Below are 13,829 nucleotides of genomic sequence, written 5' to 3' on the forward strand. Positions count from 1 at the left end.
AATGGATTATAAAGGGGGGATTCGTATGAACCTTCATGCTCTTCGAATATTTAACGACGTATCCAAAACAGGAAGCATCACGCGTTCAGCACAGAACCTGCTCTTAAGCCAGCCGGCCGTCACCGCGCAAATTCGAAACCTTGAGCGCGAGCTCGGTTTGAAGCTCGTTGAGGCCAGGGGAAGGAATATCGGTCTTACCGAAGCAGGGGAGCTTCTGGCTCAGCATTCGCAGCGGTTATTCGCAATGGAGGCTGAAATCGAGGGCGTCATGGCTGCGATGAAAACAGGCCTTCTAGGAAGCTTGAAAATTTGCGCGACGGAACTTCCTGAACGTACGCTGCTGCATCGCTGGATAACCGGTTATAAGCTTGAGCATCCTGAAGTGGCGATCCAGCTTCTTAAGGGCCAAGCCCGCTCTGCATTGCAGCGCTTGCTGGATGAGCAAGTACATATTTCGATCGTTTGCGGCAATTGGCCGATTGAGGATGAAGCCGTGGATTATTTCACCATCCTCGAGGATGAATTGATATTTGCCGTCCCGGACAGCCACCGGCTTGCCGGGAGGGAGGTTACGCTCGATGAGCTGGTGAAGGAGCCTTTTGTCATGAGAGAGGAGGGGAGCTACACGCGTGACCAGCTGCTCACGTTATTTCGATCCACCGGATACGACCAGCCCCGTTGTGCGATTCTGATCGAAGGCCTGAAAGAAACGGCAGAAGCCGTTATATCGGGCTTTGGCATTGCACTCCTGCCTGCTCTGTTCGTGAAGAAAGAGCTCGCTTCCGGTCAGCTTCAACGAATCCATGTCCAGGACGTCAAACTGCCGCATCCGATTCGGGTGTGCACAAGAAAGCATGGGACCGAGTCCTCCGTCATTCGCTCGTTTATTTCCTATATCCAATCCGATATAAGGACAGCAGGCCAGACAATCGAAGGATGATATGGTTGATTATGATTCATCCATTTTTTTTATGAGTCTGCTTGAAATCCATATTATTCTTTTTTCATGCCATACGATACACTCGGGATAACCGGGGCGCCAATACGAGTATGGAGGAGAGAGAATATCGATCATTCATAACAACATCAAAATACGACTTTTCGAGCGTTAGAAGGGAAACGACGCCAGTATCGAAATAAGCGAAATTACGCTACACACTATTTTTTCCTTTAGAAGGGGTGCCAAACATGAGAGATTTTATATTTGAGCATTTAGATTTCGTACGGAATCAGACATTGAATGTCATCCGGCAGGTTTCCGACGCGGACGCCGAGATCATCCCGGAGGGCATCAACAACCATATAAAGTGGAATGCCGGGCATATTTATTACACGCTGGAATCGTTTGCTTTCGTTGTGAACGGTGAATCGGCGGAGCTGCCGGAGGCCTACCAAAAGCTGTTCCGCTCGGGGACCAAGCCAAAAGAAATTGAGGCAGCTTGGCCGTCGATGGAGGAGATCATCCAGCATCTTGAAGGTCAGGTTCGACGGATCGAGGAGCGATACACCCATCGTTTGCAAGAAACCGTGAAATCACCGTATACGACCTCCAAAGGCTTGAAGCTTACGACCGTGGAAGAATTTCTAAGCTTCTGTCTCTACCATGAAGGCATGCATTTTGACAAAATCAAGACGATTCTAAATAGGGTAACGTACTAAAAAAGGCAAGGCAGAAGTCCTCCAAAGGACTCTTTTGTACATATTCTACCTTAAATTAGATGAGCATGCGAAAGCGTACGAAGGGAATGATCATATTCATGTCGAATATGATGGTTATGCCAACAATGGCAGGGTGAACAAAAGGGGTTGATTCGTAGTTATTCAAGCACATCGCTTTATTCGACGAAACGCATTTGCGACTCTATTGAAGTTATTAGATCATTAAATAACTTTAATAAGGAGCGCTTTAAAATGCATATCGTGACAGAAAGATTGATCATACGGGAATTCGTTAAAGATGATTGGGATCAAGTACTGGCATACACCGCAGATCCGGTTGTGATGAAATATATCCCAGAGGGCGTATTTACTGAAGAGAAAGCGAAGCAGTTCGTGCTGCTCCATCAGGGCAACGCCAAAAATTATGCGGTTACCCTTCGAGAGGGACAAGCACTGATCGGTCATATCGTGTTTCACCCATGGTTCGGCGAGCACACGTACGAGATCGGCTGGGTATTCCATCCCGGATATCAGCGTAAAGGATACGCAACGGAAGCCGCTGCTTCCACGTTGAATTACGCTTTCACCAACCTTGGGCTGCACCGGGTGGTGGCTACTTGTCAGCCGGATAACATCGCTTCTTACAGGGTGATGGAGAAGATCGGCATGCGCCGGGAAGGGCATTTTATTCAGTGCATCCCAAGGGAAGACGGTACCTGGTGGGACGAATACTATTACGCGGTGCTGAAGTCGGAGTGGGTACTCTGTTCAAGCCGGAGCAGCAAGGATGCGAAGTAGGAAGTTCCACAAGGCGTGGGGATTGAAATGCAGCAGCAACATAACGATATGGTAGAACCAGCTTGAAGCCGATAAACGATGCCAATTGAAAAAGGTCTTCGTCCTATCAGAGGATGGAGACCTTTTTTTTGTTAACCGATTCGGCGCTTGCCGAAATCCGGCTAGTCTTCAACCTGTGAGGGCAGTAGCACCCTGTTCTCAATCGGGGACGACATGACGATCAATGTCGTGGAATCGTCGAATTGTCCTGTTTGGTTAATGAACGCTTCGAGTGCCCGCATCGAGTCGCAGACCACTTTTATAAGATAATTATGTTGACCGCTGATACGATGGCATTCGACAACCTCGTTCGATTGCTCGCAGAAAGCAATGAAATTCTCGCAATGCTTCGTATGGAACAGTAAATACGCCATACAGTGCTTGTTCAGCTTCTCAGTCGACACGACGGCCCGATATCCGATAATGACGTCCTGCTCTTCCAGCTTGCGGACCCTCTCGGTTACGGCCGGCTGAGACAGCCCGATGAGCTTGCCTAGCTCCGTCATGGAAAGCCGTGCATGATTTTGCAGCAATTCGAGGATTTGGACATCCGTTCGATCCACATGCGCACCTCCTTAGAAAATAAAGCGTAAATCCCGAAACTTCCTTGAAAATTGCGGTGAAAATAATGAAAAACCTTTAACTTTCCATTCTCGCTTGCGCCTTCATCATATAGGATTAAGCCATGAGATGCAAAGCATAAAAAACGGAGAGGAGAGCAGTTATGTCCATGTTATTCAGTCCGATTACCATCCGCGGCGTACGGTTAAAAAACAGAATCATGATGTCGCCGATGGGCACGTTAGCAGCAGACCAAGAAGGGAAGCTAACCGAATGGCAGTATTTGCATTACGGCGCGAGGGCGATCGGCCAAGCGGGATTAATCATGATTGAGGTAACGGCCGTTGAGAGGACGGGGGCAGATCCGGGCGGATTGGGATTATGGGATGATGGGCAGGAGCAGCGGCTTCGAGAGCTTGTGAGCATGCTGCACCGGCAAGGGACGGCTGTTGGCATGCAGCTGGGTCATGCCGGCAGGAAGAAGGAGCAAGGCACCGGCTTCTCTTCGTCAGGGGCAGCGTATCGGGGGAAAAGGACGAAGCCGATGACGATTGCGGAGATCGAAAGGGTCATCGAGGCCTTCAGGAACGCGGCTGTCCGTGCTAGGCGAGCAGGCGTTGACGTCATAGAACTTCACGGCGCTCACGGTTACCTCATCAATGACTTTTTGTCCCCTTTGACCAATCAGAGAGAGGATATGTATGGAGGTTCAAGGGAGAATCGGTACCGCTTCCTCGGGAGGACCCTTGAGAAGGTGCGGCAGGTTTGGAACGGTCCTCTATTCGTGAGAATCTCTGCGGAAGAATACCATCCTCATGGGAACCATATCGAGGATCACCTTGACTTTGCCGAGCGGATGAAAGCGCAAGGGGTCGACCTCATCGACGCGAGCAGCGGGGGCGTAACCGATCAAAAACCGGAGGTATATCCAGGCTATCAGGTTGCCTATGCGGAAGCGATTCGCCGTCAGATTGGAATGCCGACCGCTGCAGTCGGGTTGATTACCTGCGGGAAGCAGGCTGAAGAGATCCTCCGCAAAGGTCAGGCCGATCTCATCGCGGTTGGCCGTGCCCTGCTGAAAGACCCGTTCTGGCCACGGACGGCAGCCGAGCAGCTGGGAGAAACCATACCTGAGCCGGCCCCATACCGTAATCAATGGTTCACCACCGGATATACAGAGGGTTAACAGCAGAACGATCAAGCCGAATCGATGAGCTGTTATTCGGTACGTGCTGCCAAGACTGCTTTAAATTTAGCGCGGTATGCTGCCGGTGGTACGCCCTTCGTCATGGTAAACAATCTCGTGAAGTAATGGACGGACGAAAAGCCGGTACGCTCGGCAATCAGCTTAATCGGTTCATCAGAAATCGTCAGCATAAGCTCAGCGGCTCGAATTCGCTCCGTTCGGACGAAGCTGGAAAATGACTCATGGATGCAGGTTGCGAACAATCGCGACAGCTGGCGAGGGGATATATTCAAAAATCGTGCAACCTCGCTTAAAGACAGCTGCTGACGGCCCAAGTTATCCCTGATGTAGAGCTTTGCCCGCTGAACAAGCTGGGCGGAGTGGGAGAAACCGGTGGAGATTTCCGGCCCTTTCGGGAGCGTGTCCTTTTTGCCGAACATGACGGAAAAAGACTCAAGCAGCGCATGCGCGAGGGGCGGCAAGAGCGTAACCGGCAGTGATTGGCCTGGCTGTTCATGGATGAGCAGCGATTTCCACAGATGGATTGACGGCGCTTCGCGGGCATCCTCAATCCATACCGGCCCTCCTTCCAGGACACGCAAGTAGTTCATGGCGTGATCCTCAGCCGGATGGTTTCTGACTTCAAAAGCAACGAATAACAGATCCAGTTGATCGACATTTTGGATCCGATGGTAAATATCTGGCCTTGAACAAAAGGCTGTGCCTTGTCGCAAGGGAAAATCGACGCCGGCTTCAGTATAGATGCCTTCGCCATTGTCAACGTAACAAATCTCCAGGAAGGAATGCTTATGCATCGCATTGGTAGCCAAATTCCGGACGCTTCCCCAATAATGTACGAGAAAGGAAAGACGCTCGCCCGGCAGATGCCCGGCATACCGATTGAGCCGCTCCTCGCTGTGGGTCCATTGAATCATCGTTATGAACACCTCCTTGGCGTAATTGTACAAATTGTGGTCCTCGCTGTGCAAATACGTCGATGCATGAGCTGCCTATAATGAAACCAGAACCAAAACAAGATTGAGGAGGGTTTCTAAGGCATGATTAATGAACAAGATGTCCAATTTTACAAAGATTATGGGTATCTGCTGGTCCGGAACGTGTTCGATCCGGCGGAAGTGGAAGAGATGCGGGAAGCGGTTGAGAAGATTATCCGGAGGGCGGCGCGCGCCAAGGCGGATCAGAACCACGCTTGGCAGGGCGATTATCTGCCTCCCGAGCAGCTGAAGAAGCTCGTGCTGAAAGGGTTTCATGACGTACACTATCATGATGCCGCTTTCATGCGCGCCGCCATCCACCCGCGAATGACCGCCGTACTGCAGCAAATTATCGGACCGAATGTGCAGCTTCATCATTCCAAAATGCTGGTGAAGCCTCCCTCAAACGGGGCAGCCTTTCCGATGCACCAGGATTATCCTTACTTCCCTCATCGTGATCATACCATGCTTGCGGCAAGCATTCACCTGGATGATGCGGATACGGAGAACGGATGCCTGAGTGTCGTTCCCGGTTCCCACAAAGAAGGAATACTTCCTCATGTAGGCTCGTATTACCTGAACCACAAGGAATACCCGATATCGTCAGGGACGCCTTGTCCAGCCTCGGCGGGAGATGTGCTCTTCTTCAATTATCTGACCATCCATGGGTCGGACGTAAACCGCAGCGAGCGAACAAGGCGAAACGTGTTGTTCCAATATCGGGATGCATCGGATCTGCCGACGGCCAATGTTCACTTTGATTGGGGGATGGGGCTGATGGTTAGCGGTGAAAATCCCGACTTTAATAACGTGAAGCCGAAGTACGAGATCGTGGGCTAGCAATGTCATGGCTGAAAAGAATTGTATTCGGATGAGAAGAAAGGATAAATCTCAGCTAAAGGCGACGGTTAAACAGGGATGCTTTGAATCCCTGTTTTTTCATTTTGCGTGGCAAGCGTCGTGGCTAGCTCGATCTAGTCGCTGCTCCGGCTTCGAGCCGCTCCACCTCGATCTTACCTCTAGCCCATTCATCTAATCCCGTATATCTAATCCGTGCATCGATCGCTCACATCTAACCCGACCTTGATCCTCGCACCTAGTGGACTTAAGCCGGTAAAGGAGCTTATAACCTAATGAAAATACCGGGGGAGAGGACCGGTATGGTAGAATGGAGTCGTATTGAACGGATTCAGCTCCTATCAATTTAAAAATCAACGCTTTACTGCGAAAAGGCTTTCGAGGAAGATCGGGGGGATTTTGTGAATAATGTAAATCGGTCTCGCAAAGTCGTAGGAAGCCGAAGAAAGACGATCCGGCGAATCGTCCTCTCAGCTGCTGCCGTTATCATGGCATATATGGTTTATGCGGCCGTCGCCATATGGACTTACGGAGCAAAGACCGAGCCTGTAAAATCCGATGCCGCCATTGTGCTTGGAGCGGCCGTGTGGGGCGATAAACCCTCCCCCGTATTCCAGGGACGCATTGATCATGCCTTATGGCTGTATAAGCATCAGTATGTGGATAAGCTGATCTTTACGGGGGGACGGGGATCGGACCTTGAGTCGGCGGAATCCGAGGTTGCCCGGGATTACGCGATTGCCCGGGGAGTTCCGGAAGCAGACATTCTGATCGAAACGGTGTCAAAGATAACGGAAGAGAACCTGTCCCATGCCCAAGCGGTCGGTGAACAAGAAGGTTTGTCCACGTATTTGATCGTCAGCGACCCGCTTCATATGAAGCGGGCGATGACGATGGCGGACGATTACGGAATGAAGGCATATCCGTCACCAACGGATCGAAGTGCATATCAAAGTTTCCGGAGCAAGGTTCCATTCCTGCTTCGGGAGATGTTTTATTACACCGGTTATGTCGTGCTGTCGCCTTTTCGCTAATATCTATAAAGCGGGCAGCTGAATCGTAAAGCTGGTGCCCTGCTCCGGGGAGCTCTCCACATGGATCGATCCGCCGTGATTGTGGATGATGTTTTTCGTGATCATATATCCGAGCCCGGTTCCGCTGTCCTTCGTTGTATAGAATGGCTGTCCCAACGACCGGATCTGCTCTGGCGTCATGCCGATACCGTCATCCTGGACGATGATATGGACATCGCTGTCGCTTTGCTGAATGGTCAGCGTGATCGTTCCTCCTTGATCCATCGCCTCCATGGCGTTCTTCAGCAAATTGATGAATACCTGCTTCAGTTGATTCGCTTCGCCGTGAACGTACACGGGCTCGGCTGGGAAACGCGGGATGATCTCGATATTGTTCAGCGCAGCCTGGACCTTCATCAGGGTAACGATTTGTTCGACGATGCCGAGCACGTCAAATGGCTTGCTGACATGGGAGGTTTCCGGCTTGGATAGCACCAGCAGTTCATTGACGATCAGCTCGATCCGTTTGAGTTCCGATTCGATGATATCGAAATACAGCTTATTGCTTTGCTCCGACGAACGAAGGAGTTTAATGAAGCCGTTAATTGACGTGAGCGGGTTACGGATCTCATGCGCGATTCCTGCTGCCAATTGTCCTGCTGTCGTCAGCTTCTCGGACTGCATGATGCGATCCTCTTCCATCTTCTGCTCTGTGATATCTTTGAATATGCTAAGCGCGGCCTTTTCGCCTCTATAGGTGGTGACCAGCGTGATACCGGAGACGATTTTTTGTTGACCGTCGAAACAGCGGATAAGATATGTAACGGGTCCGATTTCCCGATATTCCGCATAACGCGTTCTTCGCCTTGCAAGCTTATGATGCGAAGAGGGATCTACCACGACATCGGTTGAAATTCCGAGCACATCGGAGACATTCGAGGCGTGAAGCAGCCGTAGCGTCGCTTGATTTGCGTACTGGATCATGCCGTACTTTGTAATGAGCGCGGAAAGCGGGAGCTCTTCCAGCAGCTGCAGGAAGCCTTCTTCCTTCTCAACCAGTTTCATTTCCTTCTGTGTCAGCTGTTCCTGCAGCTCGTAAACAGGGGTGAGGTTCTCAAATTGGACCAAGCAATGGCGGAACGGCGATTGCGCTTCAGCGGATGCCGAAAAGTGAAGCTTCAAATCCAGATTCCGTCCGGCAGGATGTTCGTATTTCATGCCAACTTGGAGTGCGGTCACCTGAGAAGGCTTGAGCTGGAAATCTCCCGCCTTGTGCCTAATCACTTCCTGAATTCCGCCGATGTTCGTCGCTTTCAGCGCTCCATCCATTAATTCTTGTTTGGAGCAGCCCAATAACTCACACAAAGCCGAATTGACTTGAAGCACTTCTCCGTCGATTGAAACGATGGCCATTCCGATGATGGCGTGTTCAAAAGCAAAGTCCTGACGCTGGACAGAATAGGGGAGCACGGCAAGTCTCCTTTCAATTGACTGTAAGGTTTGATCACCCCCCTATTATATGTGCTGGATGCGCTTTCATCAATGAAAGGGCGATAGATTTGGTAACTTGCGCGCATGGAACGGATTGGTCAGTGGCCGCTTTCGGTGATTGTCATGAGCGGTCATATTGCATTCATATTGCATTCATGCTCAATATTCAGTATGATTTAGCTGACAATGAGTAGGTCGATGTGTGACTGGCGCTGCATGGGGGAACCATGAGGGAGCACATGGATGACGACAGCCGTACGCCTGGGCAGAGGTAAGGGAAGTTTATTTTCCCTTACCTCTTTTTAATATTTCTATTTTGAAAAGGGGACTGGAGAACGATGTATAAAACGAAAAAAATGCTGCTGCTGGGATCCGGAGAACTCGGAAAGGAAGTCATTATCGAAGCGCAGCGGTTAGGTTTGGAGACCGTGGCGGTAGACCGATATGCCGACGCGCCTGCCATGCACGTCGCGCATCGCCATTACGTCATCGATATGCTCGACGGCGCCAAGCTGAGGGAAGTCATCGAGCGGGAACAGCCTGATCTGATCGTTCCCGAGATTGAGGCCTTGGCCACATCCGAGTTAGTGAAGCTGGAGGAGGAGGGCTTCCGCGTCATTCCTACCGCAAGAGCGGCCAAGCTGACGATGGACCGGGAGGGCATCCGCAGGCTTGCTTCGGAGAAGCTCGGATTGCCGACGGCCGGATACCGCTTTGCGGATAACTATGAACAATTCGAGGTCGCGGTAAGGGAGATGGGCTTTCCTTGCGTAATTAAGCCGCTTATGAGCTCTTCAGGGAAAGGGCAGAGCGTCTGCCGATCGGAGAGCGACATTGAATCATGCTGGAACAATGCAATGGAAGGCGGGCGCGTACAGAACGGCCGGGTGATCATCGAGGAGTTCATCACCTTCCAGTCGGAAATCACACTGTTAACGGTTCGTTCGGTGAGCGGGACAAGCTTCTGTCCGCCGATCGGACATGTGCAGGAAAGCGGTGACTATATCGAATCCTGGCAGCCTCATCCGATATCCGAGCAGCAGATGAAGGAAGCCGAGCGCATTGCGAGGGCCATTACCGATGAATTGGGCGGCTTCGGATTGTTCGGCGTCGAGCTGTTTCTGACCGAGGATCAAGTATATTTCAGTGAGGTATCGCCTCGCCCGCATGATACCGGATTAGTTACGCTGGTCACGCAAAATCTGTCCGAATTCGCGCTTCATGTCCGGGCCATCCTCGGTTACCCGATTCCGGAAATCGTGCTGATCACCCCGGGCGCCAGCCGTCCGTTGAAAGCACCGGGTGAGCTTGAAAACTACAAGATTACGGGCGCCGAGCAGGCGCTCGCGGTACCGAGCACACAGGTTCGTCTATTCGGCAAGCCTGTGACAAAGGCTGGCAGAAGAGTAGCGGTGGCCTTGTCGACCGCAGGCGAGGTGGAGGAAGCGCGATCTCGTGCCAAACAGGCATTGGACAAGCTTGGGGTGGAAGAAGCATAACGGTGTTAGCCTTCTTCCGAAGTGCGCCTTATCCGCTTATGCTTGATATCAAATCCATTTGAAGAATGCAATACTGCCCAATAGCGAGAGGTCAGCCGGATTGCCAACGGCTGGCCTCTTTTCCATAAGAGGATACGTTAGATCCCTATCTACGAATGGCCATACGATGATCGGAAAGGCAGTGCCATGGAAATTATTTAGATTTTGAATATAAACCTGCATCACTTTTGCCGTTGTTCATGATAAGATACACAAGAAAACAGCATTCGTGCTGCCCGGAAGACCCATCGCCCGATAAGCGACCCGGTGTGCAGCAGGAAACCATACATATTAGAAAAAAGATGTTGAATGGCGAACTTCACATCATAGGAGAGCACTCATGAAAGATATGACACAAGGCAGTCCGATTAAACTGATCATCATGTTCACGATCCCGCTGTTAATCGGCAATCTGTTTCAGCAATTCTACAATATGGCCGACACGCTCATTGTCGGACGCACGATCGGCGTGAACGCACTGGCGGCCGTCGGTTCGACCGGAAGCATTATGTTTTTTATTATCGGCTTTGCGCAAGGCCTGACGGCAGGCCTCTCCATCATTACCGCGCAGAGGTTCGGGGCAAAGGATATTGCTGGTGTGCGTAAAAGCGTCGGCACGAGCTTTTGGATCAGTATCGTTTTCACGATCGTCCTGACCATCCTTAGTATCGTGTTTACGAAGCCTGCCCTTGTCATGATGAACACGCCGGTTGAAATATTGGATGATGCTTATTCGTATTTGATCGTAATCAATGCTGGCGTCGGCGCAGCGGTGTTATTCAACCTGCTGGCCAACCTGCTTCGGGCGCTCGGGGACAGCCGCACTCCGCTATTGTTTCTGGTTATCGCAAGTATTCTGAATATTGTGCTGGATCTCGTGTTTATACTCGTCTTTAAGATGGGCGTAGCGGGTGCCGGGCTAGCAACTGTCATCTCACAGCTGTTCTCTTGTCTGCTCTGCCTGATCTATATCCATAAAAAGGTTCCGTTGCTGCAGTTCAAAACGGCCGACTGGTCGATCGATTGGACGTTTATTGGCCAGCATATGCGGGTGGGCTTCCCGATGGGCTTTCAGGCATCGATCATCGCCATCGGGGCGATTATTCTTCAGATTACGCTGAACGGTCTTGGCGCACTGTCAGTTGCGGCTTACACAGCGGCTCAGAAGATCGATATGCTCGCTACCCAACCGATGAACTCCTTCGGCGTTACGATGGCAACCTTTGCGGCGCAAAATTTCGGGGCGAACCGGATCGACCGGATTCGGCTAGGCGTCAAGCAATGCATTTTGCTCTCGGGATCGTTTAGCATCCTGGTGGGGGTGCTTGTTATTGTTGCAGGTCCGGCCGCCGTCTCTTTGTTTGTCGGTCAGGGACAGGAGCAGCTGCTGGATCTCAGCGGCCAGTATTTCCTAGCGAACGGAACAACCTATTTGCTCTTATCTTTGCTGTTCATTTACCGGTTCTCGCTGCAAGGGCTGGGCCAGAGCTTCATCCCTACCGTCGCCGGCATTATGGAGCTGATCATGCGCGTCGTTGCCGCTATGTTCCTGTCGGCTCTGATCGGGTTCCCCGGGGCATGTCTCGCCAATCCGCTGGCTTGGCTGGGGGCGCTTATTCCGCTTGGAACAGCGTATTATTTAAGCATGAAGAAGCTGAGCAGACCCGCTCAGCCCGCCTCGATACCGGTTCAGACATAACGGATGATTCGGATTATCCGGGACGCCTGGAGCATCCCTAAAAAAAAATAGAACAACTCAAGGCATGAAGATAAATTCCAGCAAGGAGAGTCGGGAATGAGGACGATATTAATCATCGATGATGAGCCGAACATCCGGGAAGTTCTTGTGTCGTATCTCCAAAGAGAACAGTACCGGACGCTGGAGGCGGCAAATGCTAAGGAAGCATTGGAGCATATGCGGAACGGGAAGGTGGACCTGATCATCCTGGATTTGATGCTGCCCGACATGGACGGCGAGCAGCTCTGTGCCCACATCCGTTCATTCAGCCCGGTTCCGATCCTGATGCTGACGGCGAAATCCGCAGCAAGCAGCCGGCTCAAGGGCTTTTCCTCCGGAGCGGATGATTATGTCCTGAAGCCGTTCGATCCGAGGGAGGTTCTTGCACGAGTCAAGGCCATCTTGAGACGGTCCGGCGATGATGCCGAGCTGCTGTCAGATGTTACGGTGTATCGGCACGGGGCCCTTGTCATTCATTCGGGCAAGCACGAGGTGACCTGCCATGGACAGGCCGTGAGCTTGACGCCAAACGAATATAAACTCCTTGTACTGCTGGCGAAATATCCGGGACGTCATTTCTCCCGTGAGGAGCTTGTTGAACGGGTTCTTGGTTTTGATTATGACGGCGATATCCGCACCATAGATCAGCATGTCAAAAATCTAAGGCATAAGATCGAGCAGGATCCCAAACAACCGAGGTTTATTATAACGGTGTACGGCTTTGGCTACCGGTTCGGAGGCGAGGAATCATGAAGCGAAGGCTGGATCTGCGGCTGGCTGCCATCATTATCAGCATCACGACCGGGATCTTGATTATGTTTACCGGGATCAGTATTTTGACCAACCATTATCATATCGCGATGTATCAGCAGCAGACCGCGGAAGGGCACGGGATCGACCAGCTGAACTACCATCTGGAACAGGCTCAGATGCAGTCGATCATACTGACCTGCATACTGTCGATCGCCCTTGCCACGGTGACCGGCATTTACGTGGCAAGACGTATCTCCGCGCCGCTGGTTCAAATGAAGCAAGCGGCCGAGAGGATGACGCGAGGTGATCTGGCCACCCGAATTCATGTAGATGGCGAAGATGAGCTCGCCGGGCTTGGAGGTTCGCTTAACGAGTTGGCTTTGCAGCTTCAGAAGCAGGAGCAGCTTCGCAGAAGCATGACCCAGGATATCGCGCATGAGCTTCGTACGCCGTTAACCACGTTAAAAAGCCATACCCGTGCATTGGAAGACGGAATCTGGGAGCCGACGGCTGAACGGTTTCGCACTTGCTTGCACGAGATCGACCGGTTGATCGATCTCGTCACCGAGCTTGAGGATCTGCATGATATGGAATCGCCCGAATTCCGCCTTTGCCTAGCCAGGCAGGATATGTCGAAGCTGATGGAGCGGGCGGTGCTGCTGGTCAAGCCCATGTATCTTGAAAAACAGGTGAAGCTGAAGTATACCAGCGGACCGCCGATGCCTGCGATGGTCGATGCCGATCGAATCCACCAGGTCCTGGTGAACATGCTGAGCAATGCCCTTCGACATACCCCTATGGGGGGACGTGTGCGAGCAGAGCTTATAGCCGAGAATAAGCATGTACTGGTGCGTATCGAGGATAACGGCCAAGGCATCAATCCGGACGATTTGCCCTTTATTTTTGAAAGATTCTATCGTGGGGATAAATCAAGGAATCGGAACAGCGGCGGAAGCGGAATGGGGCTTGCCATCGTGAAGCGCCTGGTAACCGCCCACGGCGGCCAGGTATGGGCTGAGAGCCGAGGAGCGAATCACGGCAGCTGTTTCTTCATTCGATTGCCGATCGAACGCACGGGTACCGTCCCGATACAAACATAACGAACAGCAAGCGCCAGGGAAGGCGCTTGCTGTTTTTAGTTTTGACGCGATCGTGCGTATCGGACAGGCATTAAGATCAAAGCAGGTAGCAGCCGATTGG

General features: G+C 51.7%; 13 protein-coding genes and 1 riboswitch. Of the genes, 10 read left to right on the forward strand and 3 right to left on the reverse strand.

Translation table 11 applies throughout. The features are described 5' to 3' along the window. The first annotated feature begins 25 nt into the window (after nucleotides 1–25). The 3 genes from NST08_RS14510 (at nucleotide 26) to NST08_RS14520 (ending at nucleotide 2,457) form a co-directional block, all read left to right on the forward strand. The gene (locus tag NST08_RS14510; protein WP_341341914.1) at nucleotides 26–940 is read left to right on the forward strand and encodes a LysR family transcriptional regulator; all 915 of its coding nucleotides are present in this window, start codon (nucleotides 26–28) and stop codon (nucleotides 938–940) included. 248 nt (nucleotides 941–1,188) lie between these two features. After that, complete coding sequence (locus NST08_RS14515; protein ID WP_341341915.1) at nucleotides 1,189–1,659, forward strand: DinB family protein; 471 nt, start codon at nucleotides 1,189–1,191, stop codon at nucleotides 1,657–1,659. 252 nt (nucleotides 1,660–1,911) lie between these two features. Further along, nucleotides 1,912–2,457 carry a GNAT family N-acetyltransferase gene (locus NST08_RS14520; protein ID WP_341341916.1) on the forward strand — a complete coding sequence of 182 codons (546 nt, stop codon included), beginning with the start codon at nucleotides 1,912–1,914 and terminating at the stop codon, nucleotides 2,455–2,457. 161 nt (nucleotides 2,458–2,618) lie between these two features. Here the strand turns inward: NST08_RS14520 and NST08_RS14525 are convergent, their stop codons facing one another. Beyond that, the gene (locus NST08_RS14525; protein ID WP_341341917.1) at nucleotides 2,619–3,059 is read right to left on the reverse strand and encodes an Lrp/AsnC family transcriptional regulator; all 441 of its coding nucleotides are present in this window, start codon (nucleotides 3,057–3,059) and stop codon (nucleotides 2,619–2,621) included. 161 nt (nucleotides 3,060–3,220) lie between these two features. Here NST08_RS14525 and namA point away from each other — a divergent pair, with 161 nt between their 5' ends. Then, on the forward strand, nucleotides 3,221–4,243 hold the full coding sequence (gene namA, locus NST08_RS14530) for an NADPH dehydrogenase NamA (RefSeq protein WP_144878875.1): 1,023 nt from the start codon (nucleotides 3,221–3,223) through the stop codon (nucleotides 4,241–4,243). A gap of 32 nt (nucleotides 4,244–4,275) precedes the next feature. Here namA and NST08_RS14535 read toward each other — a convergent pair whose 3' ends face one another. Further along, nucleotides 4,276–5,178 (reverse strand): AraC family transcriptional regulator, encoded by a 903-nt coding sequence (locus NST08_RS14535; protein ID WP_007130119.1) that lies wholly within the window; start codon nucleotides 5,176–5,178, stop codon nucleotides 4,276–4,278. 123 nt (nucleotides 5,179–5,301) lie between these two features. On the opposite strand from NST08_RS14535, the gene NST08_RS14540 reads away from it, so the two are divergent. Both NST08_RS14540 and NST08_RS14545 read left to right on the forward strand, forming a co-directional pair. Further along, nucleotides 5,302–6,078: a phytanoyl-CoA dioxygenase family protein gene (locus NST08_RS14540; RefSeq protein WP_341341918.1), complete on the forward strand. Its 777-nt coding sequence runs from the start codon at nucleotides 5,302–5,304 to the stop codon at nucleotides 6,076–6,078. A 419-nt stretch (nucleotides 6,079–6,497) separates the two neighbouring features. After that, on the forward strand, nucleotides 6,498–7,130 hold the full coding sequence (locus tag NST08_RS14545) for a YdcF family protein (protein ID WP_341341919.1): 633 nt from the start codon (nucleotides 6,498–6,500) through the stop codon (nucleotides 7,128–7,130). Nucleotides 7,131–7,133: 3 nt separating this feature from the next. Here the strand turns inward: NST08_RS14545 and NST08_RS14550 are convergent, their stop codons facing one another. Beyond that, nucleotides 7,134–8,579 (reverse strand): ATP-binding protein, encoded by a 1,446-nt coding sequence (locus tag NST08_RS14550; protein ID WP_341341920.1) that lies wholly within the window; start codon nucleotides 8,577–8,579, stop codon nucleotides 7,134–7,136. Nucleotides 8,580–8,792: 213 nt separating this feature from the next. Further along, a riboswitch (ZMP/ZTP riboswitch) is annotated at nucleotides 8,793–8,874 on the forward strand. Nucleotides 8,875–8,938: 64 nt separating this feature from the next. On the opposite strand from NST08_RS14550, the gene purT reads away from it, so the two are divergent. From purT to NST08_RS14570, 4 genes are all read left to right on the forward strand, one after another. Next, on the forward strand, nucleotides 8,939–10,099 hold the full coding sequence (gene purT / locus NST08_RS14555) for a formate-dependent phosphoribosylglycinamide formyltransferase (RefSeq protein WP_007130115.1): 1,161 nt from the start codon (nucleotides 8,939–8,941) through the stop codon (nucleotides 10,097–10,099). 379 nt (nucleotides 10,100–10,478) lie between these two features. Continuing rightward, complete coding sequence (locus tag NST08_RS14560) at nucleotides 10,479–11,837, forward strand: MATE family efflux transporter (RefSeq protein ID WP_007130114.1); 1,359 nt, start codon at nucleotides 10,479–10,481, stop codon at nucleotides 11,835–11,837. Between the two features lie 96 nt (nucleotides 11,838–11,933). After that, nucleotides 11,934–12,629 (forward strand): response regulator transcription factor, encoded by a 696-nt coding sequence (locus NST08_RS14565; RefSeq protein ID WP_144878872.1) that lies wholly within the window; start codon nucleotides 11,934–11,936, stop codon nucleotides 12,627–12,629. Then, the gene (locus tag NST08_RS14570) at nucleotides 12,626–13,729 is read left to right on the forward strand and encodes a sensor histidine kinase (protein ID WP_007130112.1); all 1,104 of its coding nucleotides are present in this window, start codon (nucleotides 12,626–12,628) and stop codon (nucleotides 13,727–13,729) included. The genes NST08_RS14565 and NST08_RS14570 overlap by 4 nt, the downstream gene beginning before the upstream one ends. Nucleotides 13,730–13,829: the final 100 nt, after the last annotated feature.

The sequence above is a fragment of the Paenibacillus sp. FSL K6-1566 genome (assembly GCF_038050475.1).
Classification (GTDB): Bacteria; Bacillota; Bacilli; order Paenibacillales; family Paenibacillaceae; genus Paenibacillus_AQ; species Paenibacillus_AQ lactis.

Excerpts from the sequence above, each read along its gene's own strand:
- NST08_RS14510 (WP_341341914.1), top strand. The coding sequence starts at position 26 with ATGAACCTTCATGCTCTTCGAATATTTAACGACGTATCCAAAACAGGA.
- NST08_RS14515 (WP_341341915.1), top strand. The coding sequence starts at position 1,189 with ATGAGAGATTTTATATTTGAGCATTTAGATTTCGTACGGAATCAGACA.
- NST08_RS14520 (WP_341341916.1), top strand. The coding sequence starts at position 1,912 with ATGCATATCGTGACAGAAAGATTGATCATACGGGAATTCGTTAAAGAT.
- namA (WP_144878875.1), top strand. The coding sequence starts at position 3,221 with ATGTCCATGTTATTCAGTCCGATTACCATCCGCGGCGTACGGTTAAAA.
- NST08_RS14535 (WP_007130119.1), bottom strand. The coding sequence starts at position 5,178 with ATGATTCAATGGACCCACAGCGAGGAGCGGCTCAATCGGTATGCCGGG.
- NST08_RS14540 (WP_341341918.1), top strand. The coding sequence starts at position 5,302 with ATGATTAATGAACAAGATGTCCAATTTTACAAAGATTATGGGTATCTG.
- purT (WP_007130115.1), top strand. The coding sequence starts at position 8,939 with ATGTATAAAACGAAAAAAATGCTGCTGCTGGGATCCGGAGAACTCGGA.
- NST08_RS14560 (WP_007130114.1), top strand. The coding sequence starts at position 10,479 with ATGAAAGATATGACACAAGGCAGTCCGATTAAACTGATCATCATGTTC.
- NST08_RS14565 (WP_144878872.1), top strand. The coding sequence starts at position 11,934 with ATGAGGACGATATTAATCATCGATGATGAGCCGAACATCCGGGAAGTT.
- NST08_RS14570 (WP_007130112.1), top strand. The coding sequence starts at position 12,626 with ATGAAGCGAAGGCTGGATCTGCGGCTGGCTGCCATCATTATCAGCATC.